The 14,924-nt window shown below is 61.4% G+C and carries 11 protein-coding genes; all 11 read left to right on the plus strand.

Annotated elements, in window-relative coordinates:
* Positions 1-11: 11 nt before the first annotated feature.
* The 11 genes from MYCSM_RS09075 to MYCSM_RS09130 all read left to right on the plus strand — a co-directional run bounded on the left by MYCSM_RS09075 (position 12) and on the right by MYCSM_RS09130 (position 14,909).
* Positions 12-341 carry an MmoB/DmpM family protein gene (locus tag MYCSM_RS09075; protein ID WP_015305851.1) on the plus strand — a complete coding sequence of 110 codons (330 nt, stop codon included), beginning with the start codon at positions 12-14 and terminating at the stop codon, positions 339-341.
* A gap of 49 nt (positions 342-390) precedes the next feature.
* A complete protein-coding gene (locus MYCSM_RS09080) occupies positions 391-1,893 on the plus strand; it encodes an aromatic/alkene/methane monooxygenase hydroxylase/oxygenase subunit alpha (RefSeq protein WP_015305852.1) in 1,503 nt (500 codons plus the stop codon).
* Positions 1,894-1,997: 104 nt separating this feature from the next.
* Positions 1,998-3,029 carry an NADH:ubiquinone reductase (Na(+)-transporting) subunit F gene (locus MYCSM_RS09085; protein WP_041313616.1) on the plus strand — a complete coding sequence of 344 codons (1,032 nt, stop codon included), beginning with the start codon at positions 1,998-2,000 and terminating at the stop codon, positions 3,027-3,029.
* Between the two features lie 47 nt (positions 3,030-3,076).
* Complete coding sequence (locus MYCSM_RS09090; RefSeq protein WP_015305854.1) at positions 3,077-3,751, plus strand: hypothetical protein; 675 nt, start codon at positions 3,077-3,079, stop codon at positions 3,749-3,751.
* 267 nt (positions 3,752-4,018) lie between these two features.
* A complete protein-coding gene (locus MYCSM_RS09095; RefSeq protein WP_015305856.1) occupies positions 4,019-5,674 on the plus strand; it encodes an FAD-dependent oxidoreductase in 1,656 nt (551 codons plus the stop codon).
* Between the two features lie 64 nt (positions 5,675-5,738).
* A complete protein-coding gene (locus tag MYCSM_RS09100; protein WP_015305857.1) occupies positions 5,739-6,482 on the plus strand; it encodes an SDR family NAD(P)-dependent oxidoreductase in 744 nt (247 codons plus the stop codon).
* A gap of 229 nt (positions 6,483-6,711) precedes the next feature.
* Positions 6,712-9,075: a molybdopterin-dependent oxidoreductase gene (locus tag MYCSM_RS09105; protein WP_015305858.1), complete on the plus strand. Its 2,364-nt coding sequence runs from the start codon at positions 6,712-6,714 to the stop codon at positions 9,073-9,075.
* A 984-nt stretch (positions 9,076-10,059) separates the two neighbouring features.
* Complete coding sequence (locus MYCSM_RS09115; RefSeq protein WP_051073727.1) at positions 10,060-10,290, plus strand: hypothetical protein; 231 nt, start codon at positions 10,060-10,062, stop codon at positions 10,288-10,290.
* Positions 10,290-12,881: a DEAD/DEAH box helicase gene (locus MYCSM_RS09120; protein ID WP_015305859.1), complete on the plus strand. Its 2,592-nt coding sequence runs from the start codon at positions 10,290-10,292 to the stop codon at positions 12,879-12,881. The genes MYCSM_RS09115 and MYCSM_RS09120 overlap by 1 nt, the downstream gene beginning before the upstream one ends.
* 161 nt (positions 12,882-13,042) lie before the next feature.
* Complete coding sequence (locus tag MYCSM_RS09125) at positions 13,043-13,777, plus strand: hypothetical protein (RefSeq protein WP_015305860.1); 735 nt, start codon at positions 13,043-13,045, stop codon at positions 13,775-13,777.
* Positions 13,770-14,909, plus strand: coding sequence for an XRE family transcriptional regulator (locus MYCSM_RS09130; protein WP_015305861.1), 1,140 nt, complete (start codon positions 13,770-13,772; stop codon positions 14,907-14,909). Before MYCSM_RS09125 ends, MYCSM_RS09130 begins: the two co-directional genes overlap by 8 nt.
* Positions 14,910-14,924 lie beyond the last annotated feature (15 nt).

A 14,924-nucleotide genomic window follows, 5' to 3' on the forward strand; every position in this document is an offset into this window, starting at 1 on the left:
GGTACACCACTGTGTCAGCACCCACACCCTCCCGCGACCGCACCAAAGTTCGTGACACCGTTGGGATTTCGTTGATCGGAAGCGAAGAGACCAACGTTGCCGTAGACATGGTCGCTGAGCTGATGCCGGACGCCAAGATCACCGACAACGACGTCTTCTACAAGATCGAGCGTGACGGTCTGCTGAGCTTCGACATGAACGAACTCAGCGATCGACTCGGCAAGCCCTACACCGTCCACGACTTCCTCGTGAACATGACCACGTACTACGGCCGGATTGTCGTTAAGGATCACGAGATCGAGATCCATTCGGAGATCCTGCCGGAACGATTCCGCGACTAATACACCCCACTACATCCACCGCTAAATCCGCGAAACGGAGTCAACCAACATGGCTAGTCCCAAACTCGAAGTAGTTCACGAAAAGTCCAAGAAGTACGACTGGGGCTTCGACTACGCGAAGCCTGACCCGAAATTCCCGACCCGTTACATCATCCCGCCCAAAGGCAAGGACCCGTTCCGGTCGATGTTGCGGGGATACGCCGCAATGGAATCCGAAAAGGACAACCGCGTCTATGGAGGCTTGGACAGCAACGTCCGATACCGTAACGCAACGTCCGCCGAGCCGCGCTTCATCGAAGGTATGAAGTTCGGCATCCCCAGCTTCACCGACGCCGAATACCAGGCCGTCTGCGGGGCCGGGTTCCTGATCGCGTCCATGAAAAACCAGGAACTCAGACAGGGCTACGCCGGCCAGATGCTCGACGAGGTCCGCCACACCCAGATCGAGGTCGCGCTGCGCAAGTACTACCTGAAGAACTACCACGATCCGGCCGGCTTCGACATCGGTCAGATTGGTCTGGGGAACCACCCCGTTGGCACCCTGGCGCGGGCATCGTTTCAGCCGTTCAACACCGGTGACCCGGTGGAGGTCTCGATGTGTCTGAACATTGTGTTGGAGACGGCTTACACCAACCCGCTGGTGGTCGCGCTGCCCCAGGTCGCCGCGGTCAACGGTGAGCACGCGATGCCCACCGCATTCCTGTCGATCCAGTCCGACGAGTCGCGCCACATGGCCAACGGCTACGGCACCCTTATGAGCGTCATCCAGGAGCACGACAACCTGCCGTTCCTGCAGGAGTCTTTGGACCGTCACTTCTGGCACCAACATCAGTCGATGGACACCCTGGTCGGTGTGCTCTCGGAGTACTTCGCGGTGGAGCGTCCGTGGGCTTACAAGGATGTATGGGAAGAGTGGGTCGTCGACGACTTCGTCGGCTCGTACATGAGCCGGCTGAGCCCGTTCGGCCTCAAGCCGCCGGCGCGTCTCGGCGATGTTGCGCGCTTTGTCGACGAAATGCATCACTCCGTGGCGATCGCGCTCGCGGCGATGTGGCCGCTGAACTTCTGGCGGACCGATCCGATGGGGCCTGCCGACTACGAGTGGTTCGAGAACCACTACCCGGGGTGGACAAAGTCTTACGGCGGCCTGTGGGATGCGTTCCGCGACATGAGCGATCCGTCGTCGGCCCGGATTCTGCTACAGGAGCTGCCCGCCCTGCCTGCGTTCTGCCAGGTGTGCCACGTTCCGTGCGTGGTGCCGAGTATCCATGCACCCGAGACGCGCATCGTCTACGGGGAAGGCAAGAAGTTCGCCGTGTGCAGCGAGGGTTGCGAGTGGATCTTCAACCTCAACCCGACGATCTACTCGGGCTGCGCCAACTGGTGGGAACGATTCGACGGCATGGACCTGGCCGACGTCATCCTGGCACTGGGCTACGTCCGCCCCGACGGGAAGACCCTGATCGGCCAGCCGCACCTGAACGCCGAACGGATGTGGACGATCGACGACATCCGCCGGCTGCACTACGAGGTGAAGGACCCGCTGAAGTAAACCTGATGGGCCCGTGGCAGCCCCCTTCCCACCTGCGGGCGCCACGGGCCCATCGACCTCGATCGAGACCCCCACCAACTGGCATGACTGGAGAGCACTACACCATGGGTGACACAGTGACGGTGCAACCGTTCGGTGAGACATTCCCCGTCGAGCCGGGAGAGACGGTGCTGTCGGCGATCCTGCGCAACGGTCGATTCGTCAAGTACGGCTGCAAGCACGGCGGATGCAGTACTTGCCGCGCCGAAGTGGTGGAAGGCGACTTTACACAGAGCGACGGAACATCGTTCTCGCTCAGCGACGCCGACCGCGACGCCGGCGTCGTGCTGCTCTGCTCGACATACCCCGAAGGCGACCTCGTCGTCGACGTCAGCGACACGATGGATGACCTGACCGACGAGGAATACAACGCCGGGCAGAACATCGTCGAGTTCACCGGCACGGTCGACCGGATCGTCGACTACACACACGACATCGCGGGCATCGAGATCAAACTGGACGAACCCTCGAACATCACGTTTGTTCCCGGCCAGTATATCGAGGTGCAGGTGCCGGGCTCAGACGACGAGTGGCGGTCGTTCTCGATGGCCAACCCGCCCAGTATCAGTTCGCGCGTGCACCTGGTGGTGCGGGTCATCCCCGGTGGCCGTTTCACGTCGCAGGTCGGCAAGGAAATCGCCGAGGGTACCACGATGAAACTGCGGGGACCGCTCGGCCAGTTCGCAATTCGGTTGTCATACCGGCCGATCATCTTCATCGCCGGCGGATCGGGCATCGCCCCGGTGCTTTCGATGCTCGCTGATCTCATCGAGTCGAACAACGAGCGCCCGGCCACCTTCCTCTACGGCGCGCGCACGGCCGCCGACCTGCCGATGGTTGACAAACTTCGTGAACTGGAAAACGAACATGACTGGTTCACCTTCATTCCCGCACTGAGCGATCCCGACGACACGCCCTGGGACGGTGAAACCGGTCTGATCACTGAAGTTCTCAAGCGCCATTTTCCTAGCACGAAGGGCCACGAGTCATACCTTTGCGGTCCTCCCGCCATGATCGACGCGGCACTTGATGTTCTGACGAGCAGCGGCTGCAAAGACCGTCACATCTTTTTCGACCGCTTTGTCCCGTCCGGATAGAAAGCCCTCCCGGAATGTATTCGCCACGCCGAGGAGGCAGGTAGGCCATGCTCAACCTTCGAGAACTACGTTCGGCCTTCCTCGAGAACGACACCGACGATGGCTTTTTCAACGATCCCGGCCCTATCTCCACCGACGCTGGCCTATCGCAGCCGGCTGGGTACGTGCTGTCGCCTCGGATATCTACTTTCGGAACCGGAATCGATGACTATGTAGAACCGGTTACTCGCGAGGTGTTTGTGCAGGATTGCTCGGCGGTCAGCGTCGGCGCACTAACCGCCCCTCGGGTGGAAACCCACGTCGGCTTTCTGGTTGGCGCCGCCGTTGTCGACCGTGAGAAGGCGGCAGTGCCTACCGATTACATCGCGTCCGCGTTTCCAGTTCTGCGGCTCGTCGCCGGTTGCGGGGACTCCGAGTCCGAATCCGTCGCTATCGCCGTTGGCGCACCATCGATTCGCAGGAATGTGTTGCGCGACAGTCTGGCGACACTCAACCGAAACGGGCGGGTGGTTGCCGCCGGCGAAGGCGCATCGATGCGACAGTCCCCGTGCGTCGGCATCATTGCGGTCGCACGGATGCTTATTGCGTCTGAGAGTGCGATGCGGCGCGGTCATATCGTGCTGACGGGCAGTATGCACCGATCCGTCGCCGCGCAGCCTGGCGATCATTTCCGCACTGATGTATTGGGTTTGGGAAGTGTGTGCATTCGGTGCGCCGAGTAGGGCTCCGCAGGCATGCGCCGATGCGCAGGACAGCGAAAGGACCGGCGACCAATGGACGTTCGACGCTCAAGTGATGGAGTCGCCTCCCTCGCTGTCTTCATCACCAACACGGGCCGGGACATCGCGGCCGGCGATGCGGGTGGATGCGTACACGGTGATCATTTCCGCACCTACGTATTGGGGTTGGGAAGCGTGTGCATTCGGTGCGTCGAATAGTGCTCCGAAGGCATGCGTCGATGCGCAGGACAGCGAAAGGACCGGCGACCAATGGACGTTCGGCACTCCAGCGATGGATTCGCCTCCCTGCGCAGGTTCATCGCAGGGACCGGCCGGGAGATCCCAGTCGGCGATGTGGGCACCAGTGATCAGCCGTTGACAGTCGGCGAGTGGTCAGTCCTCGTCAACGAGTTCGTCAGCAACGCAAGCGAAGAGGCGATTTGGAATGTCGCCACCCCCGATGAAGACAGCCGCGAGTACGATGCGATCTTCATCGGTGGGGGAGCGGCGGGCCGCTTCGGTTCAGCCTATCTGCGTGCTCGCGGTGGCCGACAACTGGTTATCGACGCATGGCCATTCCTTGGCGGCTCGTGTCCCCATCAGGCCTGCGTTCCCCACCACCTCTTCTCCGAATGTGCACGTGAGCTCGACCTGGCACGCACCATGTCCGGCAAGCTCTGGTACCCCCAATTCGATCCCGACCAGGCGCGGATCCTCGACGTCGTGGAACTATTCAGATCCGGGCGAGTCTTCCCGCACGCCGTGATGAACTGGCAATCCAAGGAACAGCTGGGGTTGGAGTACGTCCTTAACAGCCGGGCTCGCGTCATCGACGAACACACGGTGGAGGCCGACGGCTACCGATTCCGGGCCAAGAACATCGTCCTGTGCACGGGAGCACGAACCCAGTTACCCGCCATTGCCGGAACAGAACTCGAGAACGTCTACGATTTCGCGTCACTGGTCGACAAGCTGGACTATGAACCCAGTCGATGCGTGGTCATCGGCGGATCCAAGGTAGCCGTCGAGTACGCATCGTTCTTCCAGGCCACCGGGTGCCAGACCACCATCCTGAGCCGCCGTCCGGTTCTGACATCGAAGTCGCTGCACCACGTTGACGATGGTCTGCGCGATTACGTCGTCGACATGATGGTTCGTCGGGGAATCACCTTCGAACACGGCGTGGAGGTTCTGTCCATCGAGGGCGATCGCCGCGCGAGCAGTGTCTGCTTCCGCGACGGCAATGGATCGCTGCGGCAAGTCCCATGCGACATGGTGTTCATCGCCACCGGCGAACGGCCGATGTCGGCGCCATTTGTCGAGGCATTGGGCATCGATGTCGACGAGCGCGGGTTCATCACGACCGATCGAACGATGCGGACGTCCGTCGACTGCGTGTGGGCGGCCGGCGACTTGCTCGCCGGGCCAATGGAGATGTTCAAGGCACGCCGCACGGGGGTAACCGCTGCCCGCAACATCATTGGCGACCAGCACGAGATCAACCTGACCGACTACCCCGACTTCCTCCACACGACCTACGAGGTCACCTGGCTAGGTCTGTCCGAGCAGGAGGCGCGGCAACGGTACAGCAATGTCGTGAAGATCCAGATGCCTCCGGACCGCGTCAACCCGGAGACCTTCCCGCTGCCAGCGGCCGAGGGATCGATGCTGTATTCGTTTGTCGAGCCCGCACTTTCGGGCTGGTTCAAACTTGTGATCGACGGTGACTCACGGCGCATCGTCGGCGCCCACCATGTGGGATACGGGGCCAAGGATGCGTTTCAGTACCTCGACTACCTCGTACGCCGGCCAGAGGGCTTCACCATCGACGAAATCGGCGAGCTCAACGAGCTTTACCTCAATCCAGAGCATTTCATTCAGCTCAGCCGAATTCGCGCCGGGCAGGCACACCTTGAAGACCTCTAATTGGAGGATGGGCTCATGTGCCTCGTGGAGACAGCGAGTTCAATCGCCGCAGTCGGACCACGCCATGCCTGAGCGCCGTGTCGCTGTGGTCACTGGTGCGCTGTCTGGAATCGGCGCAGCCATCGTGTCACGACTACTTGACGATGGAATGTGTGTTGCAGCTTTAGATCTCAGTGCGCCGCCCGGCACGCCTTTGGGTGGGTCAGCGGCGGAACCATTGACCGTCTGTGTGGACGTCACCGATCCCACGAGTGTTGAGCAAGCAATATGCGCGGTATCGGAGCGGTTCGGCAGGGTGGACGTGCTGATCAATAACGCCGGAATCAGTGGCTCTGCCGAGGCCGCCGATTGCCATAACACTGCCGTCGGCGAGTGGGAGCGCGTACTCGCGGTCAATGTTCGAGGTCCTTTTCTGTGTACGCGAGCGGTCCTGCCCCACATGCTTCAGCGCCGAGACGGCCACGTGATCACCATCGCTTCCGCAGCAGGCATGGTTGCGTTTCCCGGCCGGTGCGCGTACACGACATCGAAGGGCGCAGCGATCCAGTTCACTAAGTCGATTGCACTCGACTATGCCCAACACGGCATCCGCGCGAACGCAGTGTGTCCCGGAATGGTGGAAACACCCATGACACGGTGGCGACTGAACCAGCCACGTCTACGATCTGCCATTGAAGCCGAGATTCCGATGGGTCGTGTCGCTCAGCCCGATGAGATCGCCGATGCCGTAGCAGTTCTGGCCTCCAACCGCCTTGGCTACATGACCGGACAGACACTCGTTGTTGACGGGGGATGGACGGTGCACTGACCTTGTCCAGACAACTTTCCTGTGTCCGCCACTCAGGCTTCGCTCATCGTCGCCCCGGCGGGTCTTCGTGGACGATACAACATCCGTTGGGTATTCGCAGCGGCGATACGAACGGCAAGTCGCCGTGGAAGAACGCTCGAAGCCCCCATCACGCGACGAGACTGCGCGAGGAAGGTCGCATGCGAGCATACAGTTGCAGCGGCGCTCAGCCGGGGATGGGCGGCCCCCCGTGGTAGCAGAAACGAAACGCACCGCCACCGCGACGCATTGGGGCAATTACACGGTCCTCAGCGACAACGGAAGGGTCGTCTCGCTCGAACCCACCCCCGAAGACAGCGCACCCTCACCGATCGGGTCAGGTATGGCCAGCGCCCACCGCGACGCCGTCCGCATAACGCAGCCCATGGTGCGTGAGGGATGGCTTGCCGAAGGACCGGGCCCGGCGCGCGGTCGACGCGGCCGTGACCGTTTCGTACCCGTGCCTCACGACTTCGCGGTCGACCTTGTTGCCGCCGAGATTGAACGTGTACGTGGTACTTTCGGCAACGCCGCGATCTACGCAGGCTCTTATGGGTGGGCCAGCGCCGGCCGCTTTCATCACGCGAAAAGTCAGATCCATCGATTCATGGGAATGGCCGGCGGATACGTCGACTCGGTAAACACTTATAGCGTCGGTGCGCTTGAGGTGATCATGCCCCATGTCATCGGCGGGCTGCCAATGAGTATCTCGACTCGGGGACCGACCTACGCCGAGATCGCCGCCGAAGGTGAACTTGTAGTTTCTTTCGGCGGGTTGGCGCGCAAGAACGCCGCGATCTGCCAGGGTGGAATTGGCGACCACGTCGTTCCCGCACTCCAGGACCGTTGCCGAGCGGCCGGAGTCCGTTTCGTGAACGTGTCACCTGTCCGTTCCGATTCCGACGACGCGCTCGGCGGCGACTGGCTACCTATTCGCCCGGGATCAGATGTGGCGTTAATGCTCGGCCTCGCATACGAAATCGTGGTATCTGACCACCACGACAAGGACTTTCTCAATCGCTGTTGCGTGGGTTTCGAAGCATTTGCTGATTACCTACTCGGCCGGAGCGACGGCGTACAGAAGGATGCGAAGTGGGCCTCGCGGTTGACCGAGATCGACGCCACAACGATCCGATCCCTGGCGACCAAGATCGCCACATCCCGTACGGTAATCAACGTCAGCTGGTCACTGCAGCGGATGGACCACGGCGAACAGGCGCACTGGATGGGCCTTGTTCTTTCCGCTATCTCAGGGTCGCTCGGCCGTCGCGGTGGAGGGTTCGCTGCTGGTCTGGGCACTCTGCAGATCGGCGTTCGCCGCGGCTCTCACCCGAAAGCCGCTCTCTCCCAGGGCGAAAACCCAGTCAAGAATTTCATTCCGGTAGCACGGATTGCCGACATGCTGCTCTTTCCAGGTGATTCATTCGAGTACAACGGGCGGTCACTGCATTATCCGGACATCCGAATGATTTACTGGGCAGGCGGCAATCCCTTCCACCATCATCAGGATCTTCATCGCCTCGTGCGCGCGTGGCAGCGCCCAGAGACAGTCATTGTCCATGAGTCGTGGTGGAACGCTAACGCTAGATTTGCCGACATCGTCTTCCCGATCGCAACGTCTTTGGAGCGGGAGGACATCGCTTCCGGCTCTTCCGATACGACATTGAGCGCCATGCATCGCGCGGTGGAACCGCCCTCGGGAGTTGTCACCGACTACGAGATTTTCTCCGATCTGGCGACCCGGCTCGGTTTCAGGGATCAGTTCACCGAGGGTCGAGACGCCAGCGCGTGGGTGCGCGAACTATACGAGCGCACTCGCACAGGCCTGGCTGAAACTGTGGAGATACCACCGTTCGACACATTCTGGCAACAGCATCACGTGACACTGCCCGAGCCCGCTGATCCGCAGACCGGCAGCTTCATGTTACTTCGCGACGATCCCGAACGTCACCCGCTGGACACGCCTTCAGGCAAGATCGAAATTACCTCGGCGACAATCGCGGAATTCGGCTACGACGACTGCCCGGCCCACCCGAAGTGGATAGAGCCGCGCGAATGGCTCGGCGCACCCTCGGGCGAGCGGTCGCCTCTTCACCTCGTGTCGAATCAGCCGAGTCGTCGCCTACACAGCCAGTACGACAACGGCTCCTACAGCCGCGCTGGCAAGGTCGCCGACCGAGAGCCAATGCAGATCAATCCACTTGATGCGAACAAGCGAGGCATCCTCTCCGGCGAAGTAGTACGACTGTGGAACTCCCGCGGTTCCTGCCTCGCTGGAGCGGTGATCACTGACGATGTGCGGCCCGGGGTCGTCGTGCTGGCGACGGGAGCGTGGTTCGATCCGGAGGATCCGGGTGTATCGGGTTCGCTTGACCGCCATGGTAATCCCAATGTGCTCACCGCAGACGTCGGAACGTCCCGCCTGGCGCAGGCCTCGTCATCTGGTACCACGCTGATCGAAATCGAACCCGTCGATGGCTCAACCGCGCCACAGCCGCGCGCCTTCGTGCCACCGGATATCGTCGAGGAGCGCGAAGCGGTGCAACTGCTCAGAACTGCTCGCGCAAAGCGCTGATCGCCTCCGTGCTGATCGACCCAGCGTCTTTCGCTGCGCCAACGGCGAGCCATGGCCGCGGAAATTTCACAATGTCGGTGAAGGCTGCGTCGTCTGCGGATCGCAAGAAGTTCCTCATCCGGATGTTGGCTGTGACGCCTGTTGGAAGGGGCTAGGTTGTGAATAGAGATTCTCAGCAGCCCGGGCTGCCCCAATGCAGAGGCGGCTCGTAATGTGTTTGTCGAGTGTCTGTCCACTCTTGGTATCGACGAACCAATCGTTGAGCGTTCCGGCAGGTTCCCGTCACTCTCGGAGTTGATTGACGGGACCGACGTAATGCGCTGCGACCAGCTTCCGCAGCCCGGTGAATACTGCCGGTTGGATGTGCCCACCCAGGAAGCGATACTCGCGGCGCTGCTAGCCGCTGCGACTACCGAACGGTAGTGCACGTTTGGGGGGCTACATGATCGCGGTGACCCAAGGCGTCGCCAGACGGTGCGGGTTCGGTTAGCGAGACGAGAAGGTGTACGCGAGAAATCAGTGTTTGACGTCACCATCGTTGAAATGGGGGGAGCCCGCTCCGAGTCCCGCTGCGGCAGCGCCCAAGTCGCCGATCCTCTGCCCGAGTACACCCGCACCCCGGCCCGTTCCTGCGTGATTCATCTGATAACAACGGCGTTTTCAATGATGGAGAATAGAGACTATCCATCAGGGCCAGTCCCGTTGTCCCACAGAGGATTGCACTTACGCAAATGAGTAATCAGTCGCCGCGCGAGATGCAGCTATCACGCTGTCGATCAGTGGCGCCACTGAAACAGGCCGGGAGACGCCTGCGCCGTCACGTGACGTAACACCACCAGCGAGCAGCGCGAGCGGTGGCGAATGTCGGAACGCGCCAGCGCCCTCATCTGAAAAATGACAAGAAACTGAGACAGAAGCCGGATGACATCGCGTGAGACAACTTGCATCGCTGCAGGTCAGGCAATTGAGAGATGCCACGCGAGTTTGGAACCTACAATCACCGACGTATATGGCCTGCTCGAAGACCTCGATTCCGCAGCGCGATTCGTGGCAGAGGTAAGGAAGACGCCGGGTGTAGTGATGGCCTACATCGTCACCGACGACGACCTCGCCTTCCAGATGGTGTGCCGCGAGCTCCCGAAGGGCGTGCAGCCCGTGCAGCTGTACGAGTCCTATCTGCGGAACTTCGAGATCAACTCCGGGAGGTTCGCCTGATGGAGTACACGCTCAAGGACTACCAAGTGGGCGCCGTCGCGGGTGTACTCGACAACCTCACTCAAGCGCGCAGCCTTTACAATCAGTTCGGCTCCAGGTCTCGGTTCGCGCTCTCTGCCGTGACCGGCGCCGGAAAGACTGTGATGGCGGCGGCCGTTATCGAAGCGCTGTTCTTTGGGAGCGACGAGTTCGACTTCGGCGCGGACCCCGGCGCAGTAGTCCTCTGGTTCAGCGACGATCCCAGCCTGAATGAGCAGTCACGCCGGCGGATTCAGGCTGCGGGCGGTGAGCAGCTCGACTCGCGGTTGCGGATCATCGAATCCACCTTCAACGAGCCGAAGCTGCAACCCGGCAACGTCTATTTCCTCAATACGCAGAAGCTCAGCAGGGGCGGGCGACTCGTGCGAGGTGACCGCAACGGCGACGCCGACGAGATGGCGTTGGTGCCCCGTCCCGACGACGTGCAGAACAACATCTACGACGTCATCGCCGAGACGATTGCCGACGACCGGCTGACGTTGTACTTCGTGCAGGACGAAGCACATCGTGGGTGGAACACCTCAGCGGGTGATCGGACCACCATCGTTCAGCGGCTGGTTAACGGGCACGGCACGACACCGCCGATGCCGATCGTGTGGGGTATCTCCGCGACGACACAGAACTTCGAAGACGCCTTCAGGGACGGTGCTCACGGGCGGGTGGCGTTGCCCGCGGTTGAGGTGGACGCTGCGCTAGTACAGGAGTCGGGTCTGCTCAAGGACGACATCGTGCTCTCCATCCCGAGTGAGTCGGGTGTCTTCGACACCGTGCTCCTCAAGCGTGCTGTGCGGAAGGTGATCGCGAGCACTAAGGCGTGGGCTCGGTACGCGAAGGAGCAGGGCGACACTGATCCCGTGGTGCCCCTCCTGGTGGTGCAGGTGCGCGATGGCGACGCCGCCGCGACGCAGACCGCGGTAGCGAGGGCGGTCGATGCGGTCTTCGAAGAGTGGACGGATCTGCCCACCCAGTCGTTCGCGAACGTTTTCGGCGAGCACCAGGACCTGTCGGTGAACCAGGTCCCGGTCCCGTATGTCGCGCCGGAGACTGTCCAGGAGTCGGAGTGGATACGGGTGTTGTTCGCAAAGACCGCGATCAGCACGGGCTGGGACTGCCCGCGCGCTGAGGTCCTCGTCTCCTTCCGCCCTGCCGTCGACCCCACTCATATCACGCAGCTGCTGGGCCGCATGGTGCGCACACCCCTCGCACGCCGAATCCCCGGCGATCAAGTGTTGAACTCCGTCGAGTGCCTGCTGCCATTCTTCGACCGGAGGACGGCCACTGCGGTCGCCGAGGAGCTGATGCGCGGCGCTACGGGTGGCGGTGCCGGTGATTCTGGCGGCGGGCCAGGCCGACGGGTGCTGTTCGACCCGGTGGTGCTTCTACCCAATCCCGATGTCCCGGAAGATGTTTGGGAACGCTTCGAAGCCATATCGTCCCAGACGATTCCGAAGCGTGCGGCGAAGCCCATCAAGCGACTCACCGCGATCGCGAAGGCACTCGCCGACGACGATCTGGTCACCGATGCTGGGAAGCAGGCGCACGCGCACCTGCACGCGGTACTCGATGGGCGGCGGGTCCAGTACAAGGCCAAGATCGACGAAGCCGTCAAGGATGTCCTCACGATGGAAGGTGAAGAGCTGCGCGGAAAGCTGCACAGCAACACCGCGATCTCCCGCAAGACTTTCACCGACACCGCGGACAACCGTGCGATCCAGGACTCATACAGGGCCGCAGGCCGTGTCTTCAGTGCCGACCTCGCGCGGACCTATGTCGGGCACCTGGCTGGCGAGCACGCCGACGATGACGAACTGCGCGAGGCGACTGTCCAATTGGCATCGCTGGCTCTTGTGCCTGAAGCGTCAGAGGATATCGACGACGAGGCAAACAAACTCGCCGCTGACTGGCTGCTGCAAACCCGCGTGCAGCGCAAGGGCCTGCCCGACGAACGGCAGGCCGTTTACGACGAGCTTGAATCGATGACGACTCAACCGCAGCCCATCCTGCTTACCCGACCGCGGACCGGGCAAGCAGATACCAAGATCCGCGACGCCGCCGGAAACGAATCCGACCTTCAAACCAAGAAGCACCATCTGCTGTGCGACGAGAATGGCGACTTGCCAACCAATCTGAACGACTGGGAGACGCTGGTACTAGAGCAGGAGATGAAAGCTGCCGGTTTTGTCGCATGGTGGCGAAACCCGTCGCGCATGGCGAAGGACTCGCTGGCGATCGCATACCGCGACCCGTCCAGCGGTGCGTTCAAGGCGTTGCGACCCGATTTTCTGTTCTTCTCCCGCCGCTCTGACGGCTCGATCGCCGCCGACATCGTCGACCCTCACGGACATCACATGTCCGACGCTATGCCGAAGCTGCGCGGGCTCGCCGACTTCGCCGAGACGTTCGGCTCTGAGTACGGCCGCATAGAAGCGGTGGCGAAGGTCGGTGACACGCTGCGGGTGCTGGACCTGACGAAGCAATCCGCGCGCAATGCAGTGCGTGACGCCACGGACGCGAAGGCCTTGTACGAGTCGAACGCCGCGGTGGACTACTAGCGCCGCGGGTCAGATGCTGCTGCCAGCTGCTTGGAGTACAGGCGACGGCGATGCAAACGGTCAAACCCACCAAAGTATGAATGCCCTGCGTGTCGATGCCGTCCAAAAATAAAGTGTATTGATAGCCTGCTGATCGTTGACTAAAGGAAGGTCGTGATCTCGTGGACGAAGGCCGCCGATGGGCCATCGAGACGTTTGGTGAGTACGGTGCGTACATCCGTGGACGGGCCGCTGAGCTTGTCCGGGAAGAACACTCAGCGTTGGTAGATGCGCAGGAAGCTTCCGGCCACCGGAGCCAGGGCGTGTACGGCCAGTTCTGGCACGGAATCTTGGAGCGGTTTGAGGAATTCGACAATCTGTCTCATGCCACGTTGATCCGTCCAGGTAGAGCCCCCTACCGGATTCCGGTGATCAACGGAGTCGCACTTTTTGCGTGGCGTTGGGGGCGTGCCCGTGGTGAGGAGATGGGGTCGGTTCCGTTTGCAACCTCGGATGCCCGTTTGGCGATGTTCGAGCTGGATGGTGTTGCGACGCAAGGCAAGTTCGAGATCGGTATGCCCGACGCCGGTCTCAGTGACGAAGAAAAGGAACTGGCGGAGACGATCGAAGCTGCAATGGGCGATTCCTCAATGACCGCTAACAAGGTTGTGGTTGTCGCGATCTCAAGCTCACCGATGGGTCTCCATGAGATGAGCTGGGGCGAAGCCCGGGTAACAGACGACGGCCGCATAGCGTGGGGATTCACTGAAGACCTAGAAGACGTAGCTGCCCCGACTCCGATTACTGTCGTCGACAGCAGCAAGTCGTTCACTGCCGGAGAGTTGCCGAAGAAGGAACTCCGCCACCGATCGGAACCGGACGAGGGTTCTGGCCTCCCGGCATCAGACGATGACTGACGAGACCCAAGGCGAATTGCAGCTTTTTGGAGAGCGCGGATCGAGCATCGATGACGTTGTTCGCGCCTTTGACTCGGCTCGACTGACGCAGGCCCGAGTTCTCGCGGAGCTGACGAAGGGCGAACTGGCAGAACGACTTAACGTGTCTGCGGCGGCAGTTGGTCAGTATGAAACCGGTGCAACAAAACCGCGCCACGAACTCCTGCCGGAGCTGTCCAAGATCTTGAAGTTTCCCATCGAGTTCTTTGCGGCGGGCCGTCCTATTGGGCGGCTTGATGCTGCGAATGCGCATTTTCGTAGTCTTCGATCGACTCGAGCTAAGGATCGCGCGAAAGCCGCGACCCATGCTGAGCAACTGTGGGAGTTGACCTACGCACTTGAGAAGCGAGTGCGCCTACCTGATGTTGACCTACCAAGCATTCCCGAGGGGACGTCACCGGCACGTGCCGCTCAGATGCTGCGAACGGCATGGGAGATCGGACGGGGGCCACTGCCACATCTCGCGGCGTTGATGGAGTCCCGCGGGATTGTTGTCAGTCTGATTTCGCTGACGAACGAATCGGTAGGACGAGTCAGCGCGTACTCCACTGACGCCCTTGGCCGGCCGCTGGTGATCGTGACGCCTGAGAGAGCATCGTCGGTCTATCGGTACCGCTTCACATGCGCGCACGAACTTGGACACTTGATCTTGCATGCGAGTCCGCTCCCGGGTGACCGTCAGCAGGAGAGAGAGGCTGACGAGTTTGCTGCCGAACTTCTCACGCCGCAAGCAGAAATCGCGCCGCTGCTGCCGCGGACCATGCGTATCGCTGCTCTTGAGAAACTGAGTAGCGAATGGGGTGTTTCGGTGCAGTCGCTAGTTAGGAGGATGGGCGAACTTCGCGTCGTTTCCGATGTATCTGTACGACGTGCGTATCAGCGACTTAATTCGACTGCTGAATTGCGCCGTGACGAACCGATCTCTGTCTACAGGGGCGAGGTGCCCTCACTACTCCGCGATGCGCTCGATCTTGCGGAGCGGTACGGGCTCAGCCGGCGCGACCTTGCGATCGAGCTGTGCTGGACAGTGAGCCACCTGAACGAGATGTTGGGCGACGACGATAAGCGACCAGTATTACGGATCGTCCGTTGAGGGGTCCCGGAAGAG

Source organism: Mycobacterium sp. JS623 (assembly GCF_000328565.1).
In the GTDB taxonomy this organism is placed as follows: domain Bacteria; phylum Actinomycetota; class Actinomycetes; order Mycobacteriales; family Mycobacteriaceae; genus Mycobacterium.